The organism is Nocardia sp. CC227C (assembly GCF_030767025.1).
Classification (GTDB): domain Bacteria; phylum Actinomycetota; class Actinomycetes; order Mycobacteriales; family Mycobacteriaceae; genus Nocardia.
This window is the reverse complement of sequence record NZ_JASITE010000005.1, coordinates 168,214-186,716: the sequence shown is the minus strand read 5'-3', so window position 1 is coordinate 186,716 and position 18,503 is coordinate 168,214. Positions and strand designations below refer to the sequence as shown.

Below are 18,503 nucleotides of genomic sequence, written 5' to 3'. Positions count from 1 at the left end.
GACCGGATCGTCGCGCCGACCGGGGAGGACCCGGCGCGAAAGGTCAAAAGGCTCTACCGATCCGATGTGCGGCGGGCCAGACGGCTGCTGCGCGGGCAGTTTCGGGTCACACCGGTGTTCCATACCGAGGTCCAGGGGCCGCACGGGCCGGTGCCGGTCACGCTGAAGTTGGAATACCTGCAGCACGGTGGCACGTTCAAGGTGCGCGGGAGTCTGAACGCGCTGCTGGGCGCGCGGGCAGGGGTGGACAGCGTGGTGCTGGCCTCCGGCGGCAATGCCGGTATCGCCGCCGCCCTGGCCAGTGCCGTGCGCGGCTTGAGCTGCACGGTGGTGGTGCCGGAATCCGCACCGCACACCAAGGTCGCGGCCATGTGGTCGCACGGGGCCGAAGTGCTGTGGCACGGAACCACATACGCCGAGGCGTACCGCTTCGCCACCGAACTGGCGGTGGAGCGCGGCGCGCTGCAACTGCACGCCTACGACCAGCCCGCCATCGTGGCCGGGGCCGGGGTGGTCGGGCTGGAGATCGAGGATCAGGTGCGCGCGCGTCCGCCGGTGCTGGTGGCCGTCGGCGGCGGGGGACTGGTGGCCGGGATCGCGGTGGCGCTGGGACCGCGCGGCCGGGTGATCGGCGTGGAACCGCAGGGCGCGCCGACGCTGCACGCGGCACTGGCGGCCGGGCGGCCGGTCGAGGTGAATGTGTCCAGCGTGGCCTCGGATTCGTTGGGGGCCAGCCGGATCGGTTCCATCGCCATGGAGGTCGCGCAGCGCTACGGCGTGGAATCGCTGCTGGTCAGCGATGACGCCATCGTAATGGCGCGGGAGTACCTGTGGCGCGAGTTCCGGATCGTGGTGGAGCCCGCCGGTGCGACCGCGCTGGCCGCCATCCAGAGCGGCGTGTACGTGCCCAAGCCGCACGAGCGGCCGGTCATCGTGCTGTGCGGGGCGAACACGGATCTGGCAACCTTGTAGTTCACAAGCATCGGAGTTATCCCCACTCGCCGAAGACGGGCTGTCGCGCCGGTCGCACGCGAGTCAGGCTGGAGAGGTCTTCCGGATACGGAAACCAGTCGGCAAGGGGGAGCAGCGATGTACGAAATCAATACGTCCATAGTGGGTACGGTGGTCACGCATCCGGTGCGACGGGAACTGCCCAGCGGTGAGCAGATGATCAGCTTTCGGCTGGCCAGCAATCCGAGGCGCTTCGACACCAATCGCGGCGAATGGGTCGACGGTGACACCACCTATCTCACGGTGCGCTGTTGGCGTCGACTGGTCGCGGGGGTGGAAGCCTCGTTGCACCGCGGCGATCCGGTCATCGCCTACGGGCAGCTCAGTTCGCACGAATACCGCACGCGGGAGGGAGTGACGCGCAGTGATCTCGAGCTGCGGGCCTTCGCTCTCGGTCCGGATCTCGGCCGCTGCACGGCCCTCGTGCAGCGCAAGCGTTTCGAACGCGTGGACACCGACCACACCACACCACCCGGTGATACCGAACACAGGGAAGCCGAAGTGGCGACCGCATCGGACTAGCACCACCACCGCCCTCGACGGCGGCGCTCAGCGCCGCAGCATAGGATTTTCCATATGGCTGAGTTCATCTACCAAATGCGAGGGGTTCGCAAAGCGCACGGCGACAAGGTCGTGCTCGACAATGTGACCCTGAACTTCCTCCCCGGCGCCAAAATCGGTGTCGTGGGGCCGAACGGCGCTGGTAAGTCGAGCGTGCTGAAGATCATGGCGGGACTGGACCAGCCGAACAACGGTGATGCCTGGCTGGCGCCCGGCGCCACGGTCGGCATCCTGCAGCAGGAGCCGCCGCTGAACGAGGAGAAGACCGTTCGCGGCAATGTCGAGGAGGGCCTCGGCGAGATCAAGGTCAAGCTGGACCGGTTCAACGAGATCGCCGAACTCATGGCCACCGACTACTCCGACGCGCTCATGGAGGAAATGGGCAAGCTGCAGGAGGAGCTCGACCACGCCGACGCCTGGGATCTCGACTCCCAGCTCGAGCAGGCCATGGACGCGCTGCGCTGCCCGCCGCCCGAGGAGCCGGTCACCACCCTCTCCGGTGGTGAGCGTCGCCGTGTCGCGCTGTGCAAGCTGCTGCTGAGCAAGCCCGACCTGCTGCTGCTCGACGAGCCCACCAACCATCTCGACGCCGAATCGGTGCTGTGGCTGGAGCAGTTCCTCGCCCAGTACCCGGGCGCGGTGCTGGCCGTCACCCACGACCGTTACTTCCTCGACAATGTCGCGGGCTGGATTCTCGAGCTCGACCGCGGCCGCACCTACCCGTACGAGGGCAACTACTCCACCTACCTGGAGAAGAAGGCCGAGCGGCTCGAGGTCCAGGGCAAGAAGGACCAGAAGCTGCAGAAGCGCCTCAAGGACGAGCTCGCGTGGGTGCGCTCGGGCGCGAAGGCCCGGCAGGCCAAGAACAAGGCCCGCCTGCAGCGCTACGAGGAGATGGCGACCGAGGCCGAGAAGATGCGGAAGTTGGATTTCGAGGAGATCCAGATTCCGGCCGGTCCGCGCCTGGGCAATGTGGTGGTCGAGGTCGATCACCTGGACAAGGGCTTCGGCGACCGCCAGCTGATCAAGGACCTGTCGTTCTCGCTGCCGCGCAATGGCATCGTCGGCGTCATCGGCCCCAACGGTGTCGGCAAGTCGACGCTGTTCAAGACCATCGTCGGCATGGAGGATCCGGACAGCGGCACCGTGCGCGTCGGCGACACCGTCAAGCTGAGCTACGTCGACCAGAACCGCGCGGGCATCGACCCCGACAAGACGGTGTGGCAGGTGGTGTCCGACGGGCTGGACCACATCCAGGTCGGCAACCAGGAAATGCCTTCGCGTGCCTACGTTTCGGCCTTCGGCTTCAAGGGGCCGGACCAGCAGAAGCCCGCGGGCGTGCTCTCCGGTGGTGAGCGCAACCGCCTGAATCTGGCGCTCACCCTCAAGCAGGGCGGCAACCTGATCCTGCTCGACGAGCCGACCAACGACCTCGACGTCGAAACCCTCGGCTCGCTGGAGAACGCCCTGGAGAACTTCCCGGGCTGCGCCGTGGTCATCTCCCACGACCGCTGGTTCCTGGACCGCACCTGCACGCACATCCTGGCGTGGGAGGGCAATGACGACAATCCGGCGGCCTGGTTCTGGTTCGAGGGCAACTTCGAGGCGTACGAGGCCAACAAGATCGAGCGCCTCGGCCCGGAAGCGGCCCGTCCGCACCGCGTCACCCACCGCAAGCTGACCCGCGGATAGAGCGACGACCTCCGACTCGCGTGCCCGCCGCCCCCGTGCGGCGGGCACGGCGACACCTGCGGTGTGAACGCACCGAGGTTGCTGGCGTCCCGGCGGTCGCCGGGGCAGGTGAGGCGCTCAGCCATGCCCGCTGGCAACCTGAGAGCGAACTCAGTGCGAAGCGCAAACGCACTAGTGCGCCAAAGCCGTTCAGATGCAAGCTTTGTCGTACGCCACCTGGCGATTCGGCAGCATCGCGGTGAACACCGCGCTGCCTTGTTTGTCGGGTCCGTACGACGCGGCGCGGCATTGAGAGGAATTGAGCCCGGCGCATCCCGCGCCCAGCTACTCTCGGGACCGGCGTCACTTTGTTACGGAACCGAATCCGAGGAGCTGGCGAAAATGACCGTCTCGTCCGAATTGTCCAGCGCGGCATGGGCTGCGAGTTTGCCCGCATCGCTGCGCGGCAACTTGGTGTCGCTGGAGGAGGCGTACTTCCGACACGTCGACGCCGGGGACGCGGACTGCGCGATCCCGGCGACGTCGACGCAGATCTTCCGCAGCCATGTGGAACTGGCCATCCAGCGCAGTCGCGGCACGGCCAATGTGAAGGTCCACCACCCGGAGGACGAGTCCTGTCTGGGGGCCGCCCTGCAACTGGTCACCGACGATATGCCGCTGCTGGTCGAGTCGGTCACCTCGTCGCTGAACCGCATGGGCATCAGCGTCAGCGAGGTCGTGCACCCGATCTTCGAGGTCACCCGCGACGCCGACGGCACCCTGGAGACCGCCGTCCCGCACGAGGTGGACGGCAATGGCGCCACCGGACTGCGCGAGTCCTGGATGCACATCCAGTTGCACCCCTCCACCAGCAAGGAGCAGCTGGAGCGCATCGAATCAGCCATCCCGGATGTGCTCACCGACGTGCGCGATGTCATCGGCGACACCGAGGCCATGCGCGAGGCACAGGAACGCGTGGCCGACGAGCTCGATGCCGCCGCCGCGGCGGGCGCGTCCCCGTTCTCCGCCACCGATCTGACCGACTGCGCGAATCTGCTGCGCTGGTTGGCCGACGGGCACTTCACCGTGCTCGGCTACGCCCGCTACGAGCGCACCACCGTGGACGGCACCACCAAGTCGGTGGCGCGCCCCGACACCAGCCTCGGCGTGCTGCGCCCCAATGTGGGCACCGACTTCCGCGTCCCCGACAACAGCGGTGACCAGCCGCTGCTCATGCTGACCCAGGGCCTGGTCCCGGCCACCGTGCACCGTGCCGTCTACCCCTACTTCGTGGGCGTCGCCGAATTCGACGAGTCGGGCGTCGTCACCGGTGAGCACCTGTTCATCGGTGTCTTCACCGTCACCGCCATGCACGAGAACGTGCTCGACATCCCGGTCATCGAGCGCCGGGTGCGCCGGGTCATCGAGGCGAGCGGTTTCGACCTGGACTCCTTCTCCGGCCAGGAGATGCTCGAGGTCATCCAGTCCTTCCCGCGTACCGAGCTGTTCTCCTCCGACGCCGAGACCCTGCGCCGTACCGCCAGCACCGTGCTGAATGTCGGTATGCGCCGTCAGGTTCGGCTGTTCCTGCGTCTGGACGGCTACGGCCGGTTCGTCGCCTGCATGGTGTACCTGCCGCGCGACCGCTACACCACCGCCGTACGCCTGGAGATGCAGGACATCCTGGTGCGTGAACTCGGCGGCGCGTCCATCGACTACTCGGCGCGGGTCTCCGAAAGCGAGCTCGCCAGCGTGTACTTCACGGTGCGCCTGCCCGACCAGGGCGGCGTCGCCGACACCTCCGAACCCAACCGGCTGCGCATTCAGCACCTGCTCGCCGAGGCCAGCCGCACCTGGGAGGACCACCTCAACGACGAGGTCGCCACGTCCGCCGTGCTCGATCCGGCGGTGGTGGCGACCTACGCCGAAGCCTTCCCGGAGAGCTACAAGGAGGATTTCGGCGCGGGTCGGGCGCTGGCGGATATCGTTCGCCTGCAACGGCTCCAGGACGACGGGATCGACCAGCACCTGTATCGGCGCTCCGATTCCGAACCGGGTCGCTGGCGCTTCAGCCTCTACATCGGCGGTGCGAGCATCTCGCTGAGCCAGGTGCTGCCGGTGCTGCAGAGCCTCGGGGTGGAGGTCGTCGACGAGCGGCCGTACCAGATCGAGCTCGATCACGGTCCGGAGCGCTGGATCTACGATTTCGGCCTGCTGGCCCGGCCCGAGCTGCTGCGCAGCGCACTGGACCGGGATATGGACGCCGAGCTGGTGGAGTCGGCCGACCGCATCCACCTGCTCGACGCGCGGGTCCGCGGTATGCGCGAACGGTTCATCGAAGCCTTCGAGGCGCTGTGGTACGGGCGGGCGGAGGCCGACGGCCTCAATGAACTCGTGCTGCGCGCCGCGCTGCCGTGGCGCTCGGTCTCCATCCTGCGCGCGTACGCGAAGTACCTGCAGCAGGCCGGTTTTCCCTACAGCCAGGCCAACATCACCCGCGTGCTGCTGGCCTACCCGGACGTCGCGCAGCTGTTCGTGAACCTCTTCGCGGCCATCTTCGATCCGGATACCGCCGATGCGGAGCAGGCCCGCGAACTCGAGAGCGCGGTGCGCCGCCGCATCGACGACGTGGTGAGCCTGGACGCCGACCGCATTCTGCGCGCCATCCTGGGGCTGATGCGGGCCACGCTGCGCACCAACTACTACATGACCGATGACGAGGGGCGTCCGCGCGACTACCTGTCGTTCAAGGTGGAGCCGCAGGAGATCGCCGAACTGCCCAGGCCCCGACCGCAATTCGAGATCTTCGTGTACTCGCCGCGGGTGGAGGGCGTGCACCTGCGCTTCGGACCGGTGGCGCGCGGCGGCCTGCGCTGGTCGGATCGGCTGGAGGACTTCCGCACCGAGATCCTGGGCCTGGTGAAGGCACAGGCGGTGAAGAACGCGGTGATCGTGCCGGTCGGCGCCAAGGGCGGCTTCGTGGTGAAGCAGCCCCCGGCCGCCACCACCGACCCGGTGGTCGACCGGCAGGCGCTGCAGGCCGAGGGCGTGGCCTGCTACCGCACCTTCATCTCCGGCCTGCTCGATGTCACCGACAATGTGGACCGCGCCAGCGGCGAGGTGATCCCGCCCGCGCGGGTGGTGCGCCGCGACGGCGACGACACCTATCTGGTGGTGGCCGCCGACAAGGGCACGGCGACCTTCTCCGATATCGCCAATGACGTTGCCCGGCAGTACGGTTTCTGGCTCGGCGACGCCTTCGCCTCCGGCGGCAGCGCGGGCTACGACCACAAGGCCATGGGCATCACCGCCAAGGGTGCGTGGGAGAGCGTCAAACGGCATTTCGCCGAGATGGATATCGATACCCAGACCCAGGACTTCACCGTGGTCGGCATCGGCGATATGAGCGGTGACGTGTTCGGCAACGGCATGCTGCTGTCCGAGCACATCCGGCTGGTCGCCGCCTTCGACCACCGGCACATCTTCCTGGACCCCGACCCCGACGCGGCGACCTCCTACGCGGAGCGTCAGCGCATGTTCGCGCTGCCGCGCTCGTCCTGGGCGGATTACGACCGCTCCCTCATCAGCGAGGGCGGCGGGGTGTGGGATCGCACCGTCAAATCGGTGCCGATCAGTGAGCAGGCCCGCCAGGCGTTGGGCCTGGACGAGGGCGTGACGGCGCTGTCGCCGCCGGAACTCATGCGCGCCATCCTGAAGGCACCGGTGCAACTGCTGTGGAACGGCGGCATCGGCACCTACATCAAGGCCAGCACCGAATCCAATGCCGAGGTGGGCGACAAGTCCAATGACGCGGTGCGGGTGAACGGCAACGAGCTGCGGGTGCGGGTGATCGGCGAGGGCGGCAACCTCGGCGTGACCGCGCACGGGCGCATCGAGTTCTGCCGTAGCGGCGGCAAGATGAACACCGACGCGCTCGACAATTCCGCGGGCGTGGACTGCTCCGACCACGAGGTCAATATCAAGGTCCTGCTCGACGGCGTGGTGAGCAGCGGTGAACTCGCCGAATCCGAGCGCAATCCGCTGCTGGCCTCGATGACCGACGAGGTCGCGGCACTGGTACTGCGCGACAACGTCTCCCAGAACTACTTGATGGGCATGTCGCGGGCGGAAGCGGCGCGCATGCTGAACGTGCAGGTGCGCGTCATTCAGGATCTGGAGGACCGGCGCGGACTCGACCGCGATCTGGAGGCGCTCCCGTCGGATGTCGAGATCAAGCGGCGGCTGGAGGAGGGGACCGGGCTCACCTCGCCGGAGTTGTCGAATCTCATGGCGCACGTGAAGCTTTCGCTCAAGACCGACCTGCTCGCCAGCGATCTGCCCGATACCGCCTATTTCGCCGCACGGCTGCCCAACTACTTTCCGACACCGCTGCGGGATCGCTTCGGCACGGCCATCAAGCGGCATCGGCTGCGCCGGGAGATCACCACCACCATGTTGGTGAACGAGGTGGTCGATCTGGGCGGCATCACCTACGCGTTCCGCTTGAACGAGGAGATCGGGGCGACGGCCTCGGACGCGGTGCGGGCCTTCACCGCCGCCACCCAGATCTTCGATCTGCACGCGGTCTGGGAGCGCATCCGGGCGGCGAGCGTTGCGACCTCGGTGAAGGACGCGCTGGAGCTGGAGACCAAGCGCACCCTCGACCGCGCCTCCCGGTGGCTGCTCAACAACCGGCCGCAGCCGATCGCCGTGGGCGCGGAGATCCACCGCTACGCCGCATCGGTGCGGTCGCTGTCGCCGAAGGTGCCCGGCTGGCTGCGCGGCCATCACATCGACTCGCTCGCGGCGCAGTCGCAGGTGCTCATCGGGCGCGGCGCTCCGGCCGAGCTGGCCAGCGAGGTGCTGGGGCTGCTCAACCTGTTCCCGCTGCTGGATGTGATCGATATCGCCGACATCACCGACCGCGGCGGTGACGAGGTGGGCGCGCTGTACTACGCGCTCAATGACCACCTCAAGATCGACTGGCTGTTGCAGGCGGTCAGCCACCTGGAACGCGGCGATCGCTGGCACGCGCTGGCCCGATTGGCGCTGCGCGACGATATGTACGGATCACTGCGGTCGCTCACCCTGGATGTGCTCTCCGCCGGAGACCCCGAGGAGACGGCCGAGGAGAAGATTGCATACTGGGAGTCGAAAAACCAGTCTCGGCTGGGTCGCGCGCGTGCGGCCCTGTCGGAGCTGTTCGAGTCCGGAACCCACGACCTCGCCACGCTGTCGGTCGCGGCGCGGCAGGTGCGCAGCATGGTGAGCGGGGTGGGAGCGCAATCGGAGGTACCGCGTTGACGAGTGTCGGTTCGCTGAACGGAGCGGGGAGGGTGGCGCTCGCGCCGCCGCCCCGCTTCCACACCAAGGTCGAGGTCCGCTGGTCCGATATGGATGCGTTCCAGCACATCAACCATGCCCGCATGGTGACGCTGCTGGAGGAGGCGCGGATCCCCTGGCTGTTCACCGACGACCGGCCGACCGCTCGCCTGGGGCGCGGCTGCGTACTCGCCGATCTCCGGGTGCAGTACAAAGGCCAACTGCGGCACGAGGATTCGCCGCTGGACGTCTCCATGTGGGTGTCGCAGCTGCGCGCGGTGGACTTCACCGTCGCCTACGAGGTGCGCGCGGCCGGGGTCGCCCCGGACGCGCGTCCGGCGGTGGTCGCGTCCACGCAGCTCGCGGCCTTCGACATCGACACCCAGCGACTACGCCGTCTCACCGACGCCGAACGCGACTACCTGGCACAGTGGCTGGCGGAGTGATCGCGGACCGAGTGATTCCGAGCTGAACCGTGGCAGGTCAAGCGACACTTCATATTCCGGATCCGGCCGAGCGGGAGAACCTGGCCACCTTCACCACCCGCGCGGTCCGGTTGGACCCGGCGGTGGTGGTCCGGCTGCGCCGCCGTGGCGTGAACTACGTATCCGCCTGGGCCGCCACGGGTTTCGAAACCCTGGCGGTACGGACGGTGGTCGGGTCGCTGAGCGTCGAGGACGTCACCGTGGGGGGTGACACGGTGCTGTCGGGTCTGCACGGGCCCGACTCCGGTCGGCCCATCGACCTCGGCTACTCCATGGACTCCGCGTGGCGTTCGGCGCTGCCGCCCGCCGCCGGCTTCGTCCACGTGGACGATGTGCCCGCGCGCATGCTGGTCGAGTTGGCCGAGCGCGGTGCCGAGGTGGCCCAAGAGCACGGCAGCGCGCACGGCCCGCCCGCCTCCCTGCTGGACCAGACCGTGCTCACCGTCTCCGGCGGCGGGGAGGAGGTGGAGGTCCCCATGCGGGTGGTCTTCGCCCTCACCGCCATGGACTTCATTCCACACGGCGGTGAGAAGGCCGACTCCCGTCGCATCTCCGTGGACGAGATCGTCCGGGTCCGCGCCGCCCGCACCTGGCTGCGCCTCGACGCCCGCTACGGTTCCGTCGCCCGCCGTCGTGGGCCCGCCATGCCGCTGCTTCCGCAGTAGGCGGCGGTCGCACAACAGGCGGGGTCGCGGTGCCGTTCCGCCGGAGCCGCTGTGCTGACTGTCGTGCGGGTCGAGGTGAGTCGGCTCCGGCAGCGGGCCCATCTCGGTGCGGCCTTGCGTCGCGGCGAGCGGTTCGGCAGCGGACGGTCTCCTCGAGGGCGGGGGCGGGCCTTCGGCATGTCGGCTCTGCGGTGCACGCCAGCGTTGCGGTGCCGGATAGGCGCTCTCGACTGGAGCCTTCGGCGCGCGCCACCGGCCGGTGGCGCGCGCACCGGCGGTATCCGCGATCGGCCGGGGGCCGATCAGGAGACGCCGAGCAGGCGCAACAATGCCGTGGTGGCGGCCGCGGACAGGATGACGACCAGCAGGGGCGCGCGTCGCCAGGCCAGCACGATGGCGACGAGAACGCCCGCGGGCAGGGCGATTCCGGCGTGCCCGCTGCTGCCCGAGGGGATGAGCGTGGTGACGGCCAGGGCGGTGAGCAGGACGACCGAGGCGATCTCCAGCAGGCGGATCACCCGCGGGGAGACATTGATCCGGCGGCGCAGCACCGGGCCCGCGAAGCGGAAGGCATAGGTGCCCAGGGCCAGCGCCAGGGTGCCGATCAGGAGCGCCTTGGTCATGACGGCGCGCCCTCGGCACCGGTCTCCGGTGACGGTTCGTCACCCGCGCGGCGGGCCACCAGCACGACGGCCAGCAGTGCCAGCAGAATGGGCAGGCCCGCGCCCAGGAACGGCGTGGTCACCGCGGCCACACCCGCGCCGATCAGGGCGGCGGTGCGGGTGAGCGTATCGTCGAACGCGGGCAGCACCAGCGAGATCAGGACGGCGGGGAAGACCGCGTCCAGGCCGAAGGCATTGGGGTCGGGCACCACCGATCCGAGCACCGCGCCGACCGCCGCCCCGAGCGGCCACGCGGTCAGCACGCCCAGCCCGCACAGCCAGTAGGCGGCGCGGCGGCGGTCGCGATCGGGCTGGGCCAGCGCCAGCGCCACCGACTCGTCGTTCATGACGTGGGTGCCGACCAGGCGACGCCAGCCCGACCCCACCACGTCGGGGACGGACAGGCCGTAGGGGAGGTGGCGTGCGTTGACGAGCAGCCCCGCGAGCACGGCGGCGACGAGGCTGCCGCCCGCGGTGATGATGCCGATGAAGACGAATTCGGCACCGCCCGCCACGACCGCGATGCTGAGCAGCATCGGCAGCCAGGCGGGCAGTCCGGAGGTGACGGCGGTCGCCCCGTAGGACACGCCGATCATGGCGATTGCCAGGCAGATCGCCGCGATACCGGTGAGCGCACCCCGATCCAGTGTTCGCCATATCGAACGCATGTTGTCTATAGTGAACGCATCCGGTCGATTCGTCAAAGCGATGGACGAACATCACCCGGTACGCTGTGAACCCGATATGAGCCAGCACGACAGCCCCACTCCCGCCTCACCGCAGGAGGCGATAGCCGCCGCCCTGCGCCGCGAGCGCACCCGTGCCGGGTTGTCGCTCAGCGAGGTCGCCAAGCGCGCGGGCATTGCCAAATCCACACTGTCGCAACTGGAGTCGGGCTCCGGCAATCCGAGTATCGAAACCCTGTGGGCATTGTGCGTCGCCCTCGACGTGCCATTCTCCCAGCTGCTCGATCCGCCGCGCCCGCAGGTCCAGGTGATTCGCGCGGGTGAGGGGCAGGCGCTGGCCTCGGCGCAGGCCGACTACCGCATCGCCCTGCTGTCGGCCGCCCCGCCCAATGCCCGCCGGGACATCTACCGTCTCACCGTGGAGCCGGGGCACCCGCGGGAATCCGATCCGCACACCCGCGGGGTCGTCGAGCATGTGGTGCTGTGCGCGGGCCGCGCCAAGGTCGGGCACGTCGACGCGCCCGTGGAACTGCATCCCGGCGACTACATCTGCTACCCCGGCGACCTGCCGCACATCTTCGAGGCCCTCGAATCCGGGACCTGGGGTCTGCTCATCAGCGAATTCAGCTGAGCACGGCGGCGGAAGCGGCTAGGCCACGTCCTCGCCGAGATACTGCAACCACACCGGATCCAGCTCCGAGGAGGCCGACAGCAGCCGCCAGTGCGGGCCCTTGGGCGCGACCATCGGGTGACGCAGCGTCCAGCCCAGCTCGCTGAGCAGCTTGTCGGCCTTGCGGTGGTTGCAGGGGGCGCAGGAGGCGACGCAGTTCTCCCAGGAATGCGCGCCGCCGCGGCTGCGCGGGATCACATGGTCGATGGTCTCGGCCTTGCCGCCGCAGTACGCGCAGCGATAGCGGTCGCGGTGCATGAGCGCCGCCCGGGTCATCGGCACCCGGGCGCGATAGGGGACTCGCACATAGTTGCGTAGTCGGATGACGGAGGGGAGCGCGACCGCGGCGCCCGCGGAGTGCACGACCGGACCTTCGGGATCGTCGTGGACCGCATCGGCCTTGTCGCAGATCAGCAGCACGATGGCGCGGCGCGCGGAGAGGGCGGTGAGCGGCTCGTAGGTCGCGTTCAGCAGCAGGACGCGGCGCTTGGCCCAGCTCGGCACCTGCGGCGGGGAGTCGGCGGAGCGATGCGCGTGGTCGTGACGCGCACCCGGATACGAATGATCGGACAGAACATGCAGCGAGGGAGCCCCCGACCCACGATTGTGGACGTCGGCGGGCTGGAGTTGTCGGTGTGTGCGCGCCTGGTGCCGCGCGCCGTGCCGCTGCTTCATGTGTGCAACCCCGAATTCGTATTCGCTGGAGTATGTGGTAACTCGGCAGACTGCCCCCAAGTTGACCATGCGCGGACCGGGAATGCACGGTGATTTCGCACATTGTCGGGCACAGTCAGGTGAACAGACCGTGATAATCCGGTTCCCCACCTCCCCGGAATCCCCGGCGCGCGCTCGACAGGCAGAATGGACGGCGTGAGTTCGGGAGAGCAGACTGCGACGTCCTTCTACCAGGCGGTCGGTGGGGCCGAGACGTTCCATCGGCTCGTCGCCGCGTTCTACCGGGAGGTGGCCGCGGACGAGGTGCTGCGTCCGCTGTATCCGGAGGAGGACCTCGGCCCGGCGGAGCGGCGGCTGCGCATGTTCCTCGAGCAGTACTGGGGCGGGCCGCGCACCTACTCCGACGAGCGTGGGCATCCCCGCCTGCGCATGCGGCACATGCCGTTCAAGGTGGGCCCGCTGGAGCGGGACGCCTGGCTGCGGGCCATGCGGATCGCGGTGGCCGAGATCGAGCCGGAGGTGCTCGACGATCAACACCGTAAACAGCTGCTCGACTACTTCGAGATGGCCGCGAATTCGCTCATGAACTCGCCTTTCTGAATTCCTCGGGTGTTAAGCCGTTGGAGCGCTGAGCCTTTCCGGCGGGTTGTGCTGTCAACTGATCATTTGCTGAATCTCGTCAAGTGTGGGCGACACGCCAGCGCGAGTCGGTCCGCTTTGGCACACTACGGGCTGTGACAGACATTTCGGCGATGTCCGGTCCCACCGAGACCGCGGTCGACCCATGGTGGCGATCGGCCGTGTTCTACCAGGTGTATCCGCGTTCCTTCGCGGATTCCAACGGTGACGGCGTGGGCGACCTGGGCGGATTGCGGGAGAAGCTCGGCTATGTGGAGCTGCTCGGCGTGGACGCGCTGTGGATCTGCCCGGTCATGCGCTCGCCCATGGCCGACGGGGGTTACGACGTCTCCGATCCGCGCGATATCGACCCACTCTTCGGCGGACTGGACGCCCTGGACGCCGTGATCGACGAGGCGCACCTCCGGCAGATCCGCGTCACCATGGACCTGGTGCCCAATCACACCAGCGACCGGCATCCGTGGTTCCGGTCCGCGCTGGCGGCGGGGCCGGGCAGTCCCGAGCGCGACCGCTACATCTTCCGCGACGGCCGCGGCCCGGACGGCGCTGTGCCGCCGAACAACTGGCCGAGCGTCTTCGGCGGTCCGGCCTGGACGCGGATCACCGAACCCGATGGTCGGCCGGGGCAGTGGTACCTGCACATCTTCGCTCCCGAACAGCCGGATCTGAACTGGGAGAACGAGGAGGTGGCCGCCGATTTCGAGCGGACCATGCGATTCTGGCTGGACCGCGGCGTCGACGGGTTCCGCATCGACGTCGCGCACGGCATGGCCAAACCGGATGGCTTGCCCGATATGGCACAGGTCGACACCCGCATGCTGGTGCACGACGACAGCGATCCGCGCTTCAACAACCCGGGCGTGCACGAGATCCACCGTCGCCTGCGCAAGGTGATGGACGAATACCCGGACGCGGTCGCCATCGGCGAGGTATGGGTGGACGACAACACGCGTTTCGGGGAGTACGTGCGGCCCGACGAGCTACATCTGGCCTTCAACTTCCGATTGGCCGAGACCCCCTTCGACATGGCGAAGATCCGTGCGGCCGTGGACAATTCGCTGGCCGCCGTGGCGGCGGTCGGGGCGACGCCCACCTGGACGCTGTCCAATCACGATATCGAGCGCGAGGTGACCCGCTACGGCGGCGGCGCGCTCGGTCAGGCGCGGGCGCGGGCCATGATGATGCTCGAACTGGCGCTGCCGGGGTCGGTGTTCGTCTACAACGGATCCGAGCTGGGACTGCCGAATGTGGACGATCTGCCCGATGCGGCCCTGCAGGACCCGGCGTGGGAGCGGTCGGGGCACACCGTGCGGGGGCGCGACGGCTGCCGGGTGCCGCTGCCCTGGGAGGGCGCGCCGCCGCACTTCGGCTTCAGCACCGGACAGCCCTGGCTGCCCATGCCCGCGAGCTGGGCGGGCCTGACGGTGGAGAACCAATTGGAACGGCTCGACTCCATGCTGTCGCTGTACCGGATGGCCATCGAATTGCGGGCCGGTCGACCGGAATTCGCCGGTGCGGGAATCGAGTGGTACGGCGCGCCGCCGGGATGCCTGGCCTTCCGGCGCGACGGTGGGCTGGTGTGCGTGCTCAACGGCACGGACGCCCCGATCACGCTGCCCGCCGGCGAGGTGCTGTTGGCGAGTGCACCGATTTCCGCCGGAAGACTTCCAGCGAATTCGACGGCGTGGCTGGTGTGAGCCGTTCTACGACGACACGTAGGTGAACACGCTCACCGCTCGTCGGCAGCGTCGGAAGCATCGTCTACCGTTGAGCCGTGAGCATTCTCCAGACAGTGCTGATCTTTGTCGGCATCCCGTTGGCGATCTATCTGGTGATCGCTGGTTTGTCGTATCTCGGCAAGCCGCTCCCCGGTAAGAAGCCGGAGCATTTCGAGCTCGGTGACACCTGGACCCAGGGCCCGGTGCTGTGGAGCGCGACCGACGAGGTGACCGGAGCGAGTCATCACGATACTGCGGAGTCGCATGGCAATCATGCGGCAATCGAATCCGCCGAGGCGGACCTGATCGGAGGCCGGGCAAGTGGCAAGTTCTAAATGGCCCGCGGTGAACGAGGCCGATCTCCCGCACGGCTACGCCATCACCAGCAGCGGACGGGTGTCCGGCGTGCACGAGGCCGGTGACGTCTTCAACGAGGTGCCGTTCAGCGACCACGAGCGGCTGCTCATGGACAATGCCCTCACCGACGCCACCCGCGCCACCAAGGTGCGGTTCAACGTCTACATCGGTGATCTCGGCCCGGATGCCGCCGCCGGCGTGGACGCGCTGTTCCCGACCACCCCGGAAGCCGCGCGTTCGGTGCTCATCGCCGTCGACCCCAACACCAAGTCCGTCGAGGTGCGGTCCGGCCGCGACGTGGCGGAGCGGGCCAATGACCGCGTCTGCCAGCTCGGCGCCACCGCCGCGCTGAGCTCCTGCCGTCAGGGTGACCTCATCGACGGTCTGGTGTCGGCCATCCGGGTGATGGCCGCCGCCATCGGCCGCGTCTAGTTTCCGCCCGCGCCGCGCTGCGCGGCGCTGGGAACACCGCGCCCCTTCCGCGTCCGCACACCCCTCATGGTGCGGAGACGGAAGGGGCGCGAGCTGTGCGGGTCACTCGCGCCGCGGTGTGTTCGCCGTCAGACGCGGTGTGTTCGCCCTCAGCAGAGAGGCGGGGCGCGGTGCGGGTGGTCGGTCGTAGGCTGCCAGGTATGACCGAGCAGCCGAGCACCGAGTTCCCGCGGGCCGAACTTCCGCGCCTGCACGTCGTTCCGGGTGGGCGGGACGATCGGCCGCGCCGCGCGCCCAGCGAGGGCGCCGGGCCGGTGCCGGAACCGCGTGCGATGCGGGAGCCGCTGTGGCGCGAGGTGCTCGGGCGTCGGCTGCGGGCGCTGCGGCAGGAGCAGGGCACGACGCTGGCCGAGACGGCCGGACGGGCCGGAGTGTCGCCGCAGTACCTCTCCGAGGTGGAGCGCGGCCGCAAGGAGCCGTCGAGCGAGATGATCGCCGCCATGGCGGGTGCGCTCGGCACCTCGCTGGCCGGACTCATCGAACAGGTCGCCGACGACCTGCAGCGCCTGCGTCGCGCGGTGGCGGTGCGCCCGGCTATCCGAGTCCGCCCCGCCGACTACTCCCGTCCCGCGACCCCGCACGCCAGCGGCCCGAACCTGGTCCTGCTCGCCGCCTGATCCGACCGGAGCCGCTGGCCGGACTCGGGGTCCGGCCCACCTCCGGCTGCCGTTTCGAGCTCACCCGCGATGCGGCCACCGTGTCGGCACCGGCACCCATTCAGCCGCCGCGTAGGCACCCCATCCAGCCGTCGCGTGGACACCCATCCGGCCGCCGCACAGGCACCGGCCGCGGTCCGGTCGTCGGGTCGGGACCCGCCCGCGGTGCGCCCGCCTGGTCGGGACCGGCCGCGGGGCCGGTGCCGAGCGGCGGCGCGCTGGCACTACTCGCCGCTGAGCACCTTGTCGACCAGGCCATAGTCCACCGCCGCCGCGGCGGTGAAGACGCGGTCGCGGTCGGTGTCGTGGCGGAGGGTCTCGGGGGAGCGGCCGGTGTGCTTGGACAGGACGGATTCGACCTCGGCTCGCATGCGCACCAGTTCGTCGGCCTGGATGATGAGGTCGGGGATGGTGCCCCGGCCCTGGGCGGCGGGCTGGTGCAGCACCACGCGGGCGTGCGGGAGGATGGAGCGGCGGCCGGGTGCGCCGCTGGCGAGCAGTACCGCGCCGACCGCGATGGCCTGGCCGACACAGGTGGTCACCACCGGTGAGCTGATGTGCTGGATGGTGTCGTAGATGGCGAGCATGGCGGTGAGATCGCCGCCCTCGCAATTGATGTAGAGGTTGATGTCCTGTCCGGGGCTCTCGGCCTCCAGATGCAGCAACTGCGCGATGAGCGCGTTGGCGACGCCGGAGTCGATGGGCGTGCCCAGGTAGACGATCCGCTCGGTGAGCAGATGCGAGTACACGTCCATGATCCGCTCACCGCGCGGATGCTGGGCGATGACATTCGGAATCGTGTAGGAGCTCACGAGATCCCCACCTTCTGTCGCTGTGGAAGCACCTGGCCGAACGATTCGACGATGCCGTCGATGAAGCCGTAGTCGCGGGCCTGTGCCGCGGTGAACCATCGGTCGTGCAGCGAATCCTCGTAGATCTGGTCATAGGACTGTCCGGTGTCCTCGGCGATGAGTCCGAGCACCGTCTGCACGGTGTGGCGCAGATCGTCGGCCTGCACCTCCACCTCCACCGCGCTGCCGCCGATACCGGCGGAGCCCTGGTGCATGAGGATGCGGGCGTGCGGCAGTGCGAAACGCCGCCCCCGGGTGCCGGAGGAGAGCAGGAATTGCCCCGCGCTGCACGCCAATCCGAGTGCCAGCGTGGACACCTCGCACGGCACCAGTCGCATTACGTCGCGGATGGCGAGCATGGACGGAACCGAGCCGCCCGGCGAGTGGATCCACAGCGCGATCCCGGTGTCGGGGTCCTCGGTGGCCAATTGCAGCATCTGCGTCATCAGCAGCGTGCCGTTGTCGTCGTCGAGGGCTCCGTCGAGCACCAGGATGCGCTTGGCGAAGAGCCGTTCCCTGGTGTGCCAGTTGAATATCGGTGTCTGGTCGTCGTGTGCCATGGCTCCACCGTGCCCCGGGCGCACCGTCCGTGTCCCGCCGTGCTGCCCTGAGCGGATCTGCTCACAGCAGCGAGCCTGCGACCTGCGCGGAAAGAAATCTCGAGAATTTTTCGCGAAGCGGGAATGATCGCGACGGCTCTAACCTTCTATATGGCAATGGCCGGTTAGGAAGCCGGTCAGGCACCAAGCGAACAGCGCGGAAAGCGCACTACACGAAGAGGTTTCGTCATGTCCCGTCTGCCCCTGATCCAGCCCGAGTCCGCCACCGGCAAGGCCGCCGACCTGCTCGCGGGCGTACAGCAGGCCCTGGGCGTCACCCCGAACATGACCAAGGCCATGGTCAACAGCCCCGCCGTGCTGGAGGCGTACCTCGGCTTCTCCGGTGCGCTGGGCGGCGGCGCGCTGCCCGCCCCGACCCGGGAGCGCATCGCGCTGCTGGTCGCCGAGGAGAACGGTTGCGACTACTGCCTTTCCGCGCACTCCTACATCGGCGCGAATATCGCCAAGCTGCCGACCGAGGAGATCGAGGCCAGCCGTCACGGCCGCTCCTCCGACGCCAAAGCCGAAGCGGTGCTGACCTTCGCGGCCGCGGTGGTGCGCTCGCGCGGCGGGGTGGAGGAAGCCGAGGTGAAGGCCGCCCGTGCCGCCGGGCTCACCGACGGTGAGATCGTCGAGACCATCGCGAACGTCGCGCTCAATGTGTTCACCAACTACCTGAACAAGGCCGTCGAGACCGAGATCGACTGGCCGGTGGTCCGCCACCACCAGCACTGAGGCCATCGACCGGCCCGGACCCGCGCGGGGGTCCGGGCCGGTCGGCGT

18 protein-coding genes are annotated in these 18,503 nt (G+C 68.8%); 13 read left to right on the top strand and 5 right to left on the bottom strand.

The window, feature by feature from the left end; genetic code table 11:
* The first annotated feature begins 6 nt into the window (after nucleotides 1–6).
* The 6 genes from QMO76_RS11995 (at nucleotide 7) to QMO76_RS11970 (ending at nucleotide 9,715) form a co-directional block, all read left to right on the top strand.
* The gene (locus QMO76_RS11995) at nucleotides 7–972 is read left to right on the top strand and encodes a threonine/serine dehydratase (RefSeq protein ID WP_372341962.1); all 966 of its coding nucleotides are present in this window, start codon (nucleotides 7–9) and stop codon (nucleotides 970–972) included.
* Nucleotides 973–1,089: 117 nt separating this feature from the next.
* A complete protein-coding gene (locus QMO76_RS11990; RefSeq protein WP_306361306.1) occupies nucleotides 1,090–1,533 on the top strand; it encodes a single-stranded DNA-binding protein in 444 nt (147 codons plus the stop codon).
* A 54-nt stretch (nucleotides 1,534–1,587) separates the two neighbouring features.
* Nucleotides 1,588–3,264: an energy-dependent translational throttle protein EttA gene (gene ettA / locus QMO76_RS11985; RefSeq protein ID WP_306361305.1), complete on the top strand. Its 1,677-nt coding sequence runs from the start codon at nucleotides 1,588–1,590 to the stop codon at nucleotides 3,262–3,264.
* A gap of 381 nt (nucleotides 3,265–3,645) precedes the next feature.
* Entirely contained in the window at nucleotides 3,646–8,547 is a 4,902-nt protein-coding gene (locus QMO76_RS11980) for an NAD-glutamate dehydrogenase (protein WP_306361304.1), read from the top strand.
* Nucleotides 8,544–9,011, top strand: a complete 468-nt coding sequence (locus QMO76_RS11975) for a thioesterase family protein (protein WP_306361303.1) — start codon at nucleotides 8,544–8,546, stop codon at nucleotides 9,009–9,011. Before QMO76_RS11980 ends, QMO76_RS11975 begins: the two co-directional genes overlap by 4 nt.
* 29 nt (nucleotides 9,012–9,040) lie before the next feature.
* Nucleotides 9,041–9,715: a hypothetical protein gene (locus QMO76_RS11970; RefSeq protein WP_306361302.1), complete on the top strand. Its 675-nt coding sequence runs from the start codon at nucleotides 9,041–9,043 to the stop codon at nucleotides 9,713–9,715.
* Between the two features lie 302 nt (nucleotides 9,716–10,017).
* Here the strand turns inward: QMO76_RS11970 and QMO76_RS11965 are convergent, their stop codons facing one another.
* The gene (locus QMO76_RS11965; RefSeq protein ID WP_306361301.1) at nucleotides 10,018–10,338 is read right to left on the bottom strand and encodes an AzlD domain-containing protein; all 321 of its coding nucleotides are present in this window, start codon (nucleotides 10,336–10,338) and stop codon (nucleotides 10,018–10,020) included.
* Complete coding sequence (locus QMO76_RS11960) at nucleotides 10,335–11,045, bottom strand: AzlC family ABC transporter permease (protein WP_306361300.1); 711 nt, start codon at nucleotides 11,043–11,045, stop codon at nucleotides 10,335–10,337. Before QMO76_RS11960 ends, QMO76_RS11965 begins: the two co-directional genes overlap by 4 nt.
* A 76-nt stretch (nucleotides 11,046–11,121) precedes the next feature.
* Between QMO76_RS11960 and QMO76_RS11955 the strand changes: the two genes are divergently transcribed.
* On the top strand, nucleotides 11,122–11,694 hold the full coding sequence (locus QMO76_RS11955; RefSeq protein ID WP_282783167.1) for a helix-turn-helix domain-containing protein: 573 nt from the start codon (nucleotides 11,122–11,124) through the stop codon (nucleotides 11,692–11,694).
* Nucleotides 11,695–11,712: 18 nt separating this feature from the next.
* On the opposite strand, the gene QMO76_RS11950 is transcribed toward QMO76_RS11955, so the two are convergent.
* A complete protein-coding gene (locus QMO76_RS11950; protein ID WP_306361299.1) occupies nucleotides 11,713–12,408 on the bottom strand; it encodes an HNH endonuclease in 696 nt (231 codons plus the stop codon).
* A gap of 186 nt (nucleotides 12,409–12,594) precedes the next feature.
* Between QMO76_RS11950 and QMO76_RS11945 the strand changes: the two genes are divergently transcribed.
* From QMO76_RS11945 to QMO76_RS11925, 5 genes are all read left to right on the top strand, one after another.
* Nucleotides 12,595–13,008 carry a globin gene (locus QMO76_RS11945; protein ID WP_029927020.1) on the top strand — a complete coding sequence of 138 codons (414 nt, stop codon included), beginning with the start codon at nucleotides 12,595–12,597 and terminating at the stop codon, nucleotides 13,006–13,008.
* Between the two features lie 152 nt (nucleotides 13,009–13,160).
* Entirely contained in the window at nucleotides 13,161–14,744 is a 1,584-nt protein-coding gene (locus QMO76_RS11940; protein ID WP_306361597.1) for an alpha-amylase family glycosyl hydrolase, read from the top strand.
* A gap of 77 nt (nucleotides 14,745–14,821) precedes the next feature.
* Nucleotides 14,822–15,100, top strand: coding sequence for a hypothetical protein (locus tag QMO76_RS11935; protein WP_306361298.1), 279 nt, complete (start codon nucleotides 14,822–14,824; stop codon nucleotides 15,098–15,100).
* Complete coding sequence (locus tag QMO76_RS11930) at nucleotides 15,087–15,554, top strand: DUF5130 domain-containing protein (protein ID WP_306361297.1); 468 nt, start codon at nucleotides 15,087–15,089, stop codon at nucleotides 15,552–15,554. Before QMO76_RS11935 ends, QMO76_RS11930 begins: the two co-directional genes overlap by 14 nt.
* A gap of 200 nt (nucleotides 15,555–15,754) precedes the next feature.
* Nucleotides 15,755–16,231, top strand: coding sequence for a helix-turn-helix domain-containing protein (locus QMO76_RS11925; RefSeq protein ID WP_372341954.1), 477 nt, complete (start codon nucleotides 15,755–15,757; stop codon nucleotides 16,229–16,231).
* Nucleotides 16,232–16,494: 263 nt separating this feature from the next.
* Here the strand turns inward: QMO76_RS11925 and QMO76_RS11920 are convergent, their stop codons facing one another.
* Nucleotides 16,495–17,082, bottom strand: coding sequence for a ClpP family protease (locus tag QMO76_RS11920; RefSeq protein WP_306361296.1), 588 nt, complete (start codon nucleotides 17,080–17,082; stop codon nucleotides 16,495–16,497).
* Nucleotides 17,079–17,681, bottom strand: a complete 603-nt coding sequence (locus QMO76_RS11915) for a ClpP family protease (RefSeq protein ID WP_306361295.1) — start codon at nucleotides 17,679–17,681, stop codon at nucleotides 17,079–17,081. Before QMO76_RS11915 ends, QMO76_RS11920 begins: the two co-directional genes overlap by 4 nt.
* A 228-nt stretch (nucleotides 17,682–17,909) precedes the next feature.
* On the opposite strand from QMO76_RS11915, the gene QMO76_RS11910 reads away from it, so the two are divergent.
* Nucleotides 17,910–18,455 (top strand): carboxymuconolactone decarboxylase family protein, encoded by a 546-nt coding sequence (locus QMO76_RS11910; RefSeq protein WP_306361294.1) that lies wholly within the window; start codon nucleotides 17,910–17,912, stop codon nucleotides 18,453–18,455.
* Nucleotides 18,456–18,503: the final 48 nt, after the last annotated feature.

Bases quoted from the DNA above. Each gene is read 5' to 3' on its own strand.
- QMO76_RS11990 (WP_306361306.1), top strand. From the start codon at position 1,090: ATGTACGAAATCAATACGTCCATAGTGGGTACGGTGGTCACGCATCCG.
- QMO76_RS11910 (WP_306361294.1), top strand. From the start codon at position 17,910: ATGTCCCGTCTGCCCCTGATCCAGCCCGAGTCCGCCACCGGCAAGGCC.
- QMO76_RS11940 (WP_306361597.1), top strand. From the start codon at position 13,161: ATGTCCGGTCCCACCGAGACCGCGGTCGACCCATGGTGGCGATCGGCC.
- QMO76_RS11965 (WP_306361301.1), bottom strand. From the start codon at position 10,338: ATGACCAAGGCGCTCCTGATCGGCACCCTGGCGCTGGCCCTGGGCACC.
- QMO76_RS11915 (WP_306361295.1), bottom strand. From the start codon at position 17,681: ATGGCACACGACGACCAGACACCGATATTCAACTGGCACACCAGGGAA.
- QMO76_RS11980 (WP_306361304.1), top strand. From the start codon at position 3,646: ATGACCGTCTCGTCCGAATTGTCCAGCGCGGCATGGGCTGCGAGTTTG.
- ettA (WP_306361305.1), top strand. From the start codon at position 1,588: ATGGCTGAGTTCATCTACCAAATGCGAGGGGTTCGCAAAGCGCACGGC.
- QMO76_RS11960 (WP_306361300.1), bottom strand. From the start codon at position 11,045: ATGCGTTCGATATGGCGAACACTGGATCGGGGTGCGCTCACCGGTATC.
- QMO76_RS11955 (WP_282783167.1), top strand. From the start codon at position 11,122: ATGAGCCAGCACGACAGCCCCACTCCCGCCTCACCGCAGGAGGCGATA.
- QMO76_RS11950 (WP_306361299.1), bottom strand. From the start codon at position 12,408: ATGAAGCAGCGGCACGGCGCGCGGCACCAGGCGCGCACACACCGACAA.
- QMO76_RS11925 (WP_372341954.1), top strand. From the start codon at position 15,755: ATGACCGAGCAGCCGAGCACCGAGTTCCCGCGGGCCGAACTTCCGCGC.
- QMO76_RS11945 (WP_029927020.1), top strand. From the start codon at position 12,595: ATGGACGGCGTGAGTTCGGGAGAGCAGACTGCGACGTCCTTCTACCAG.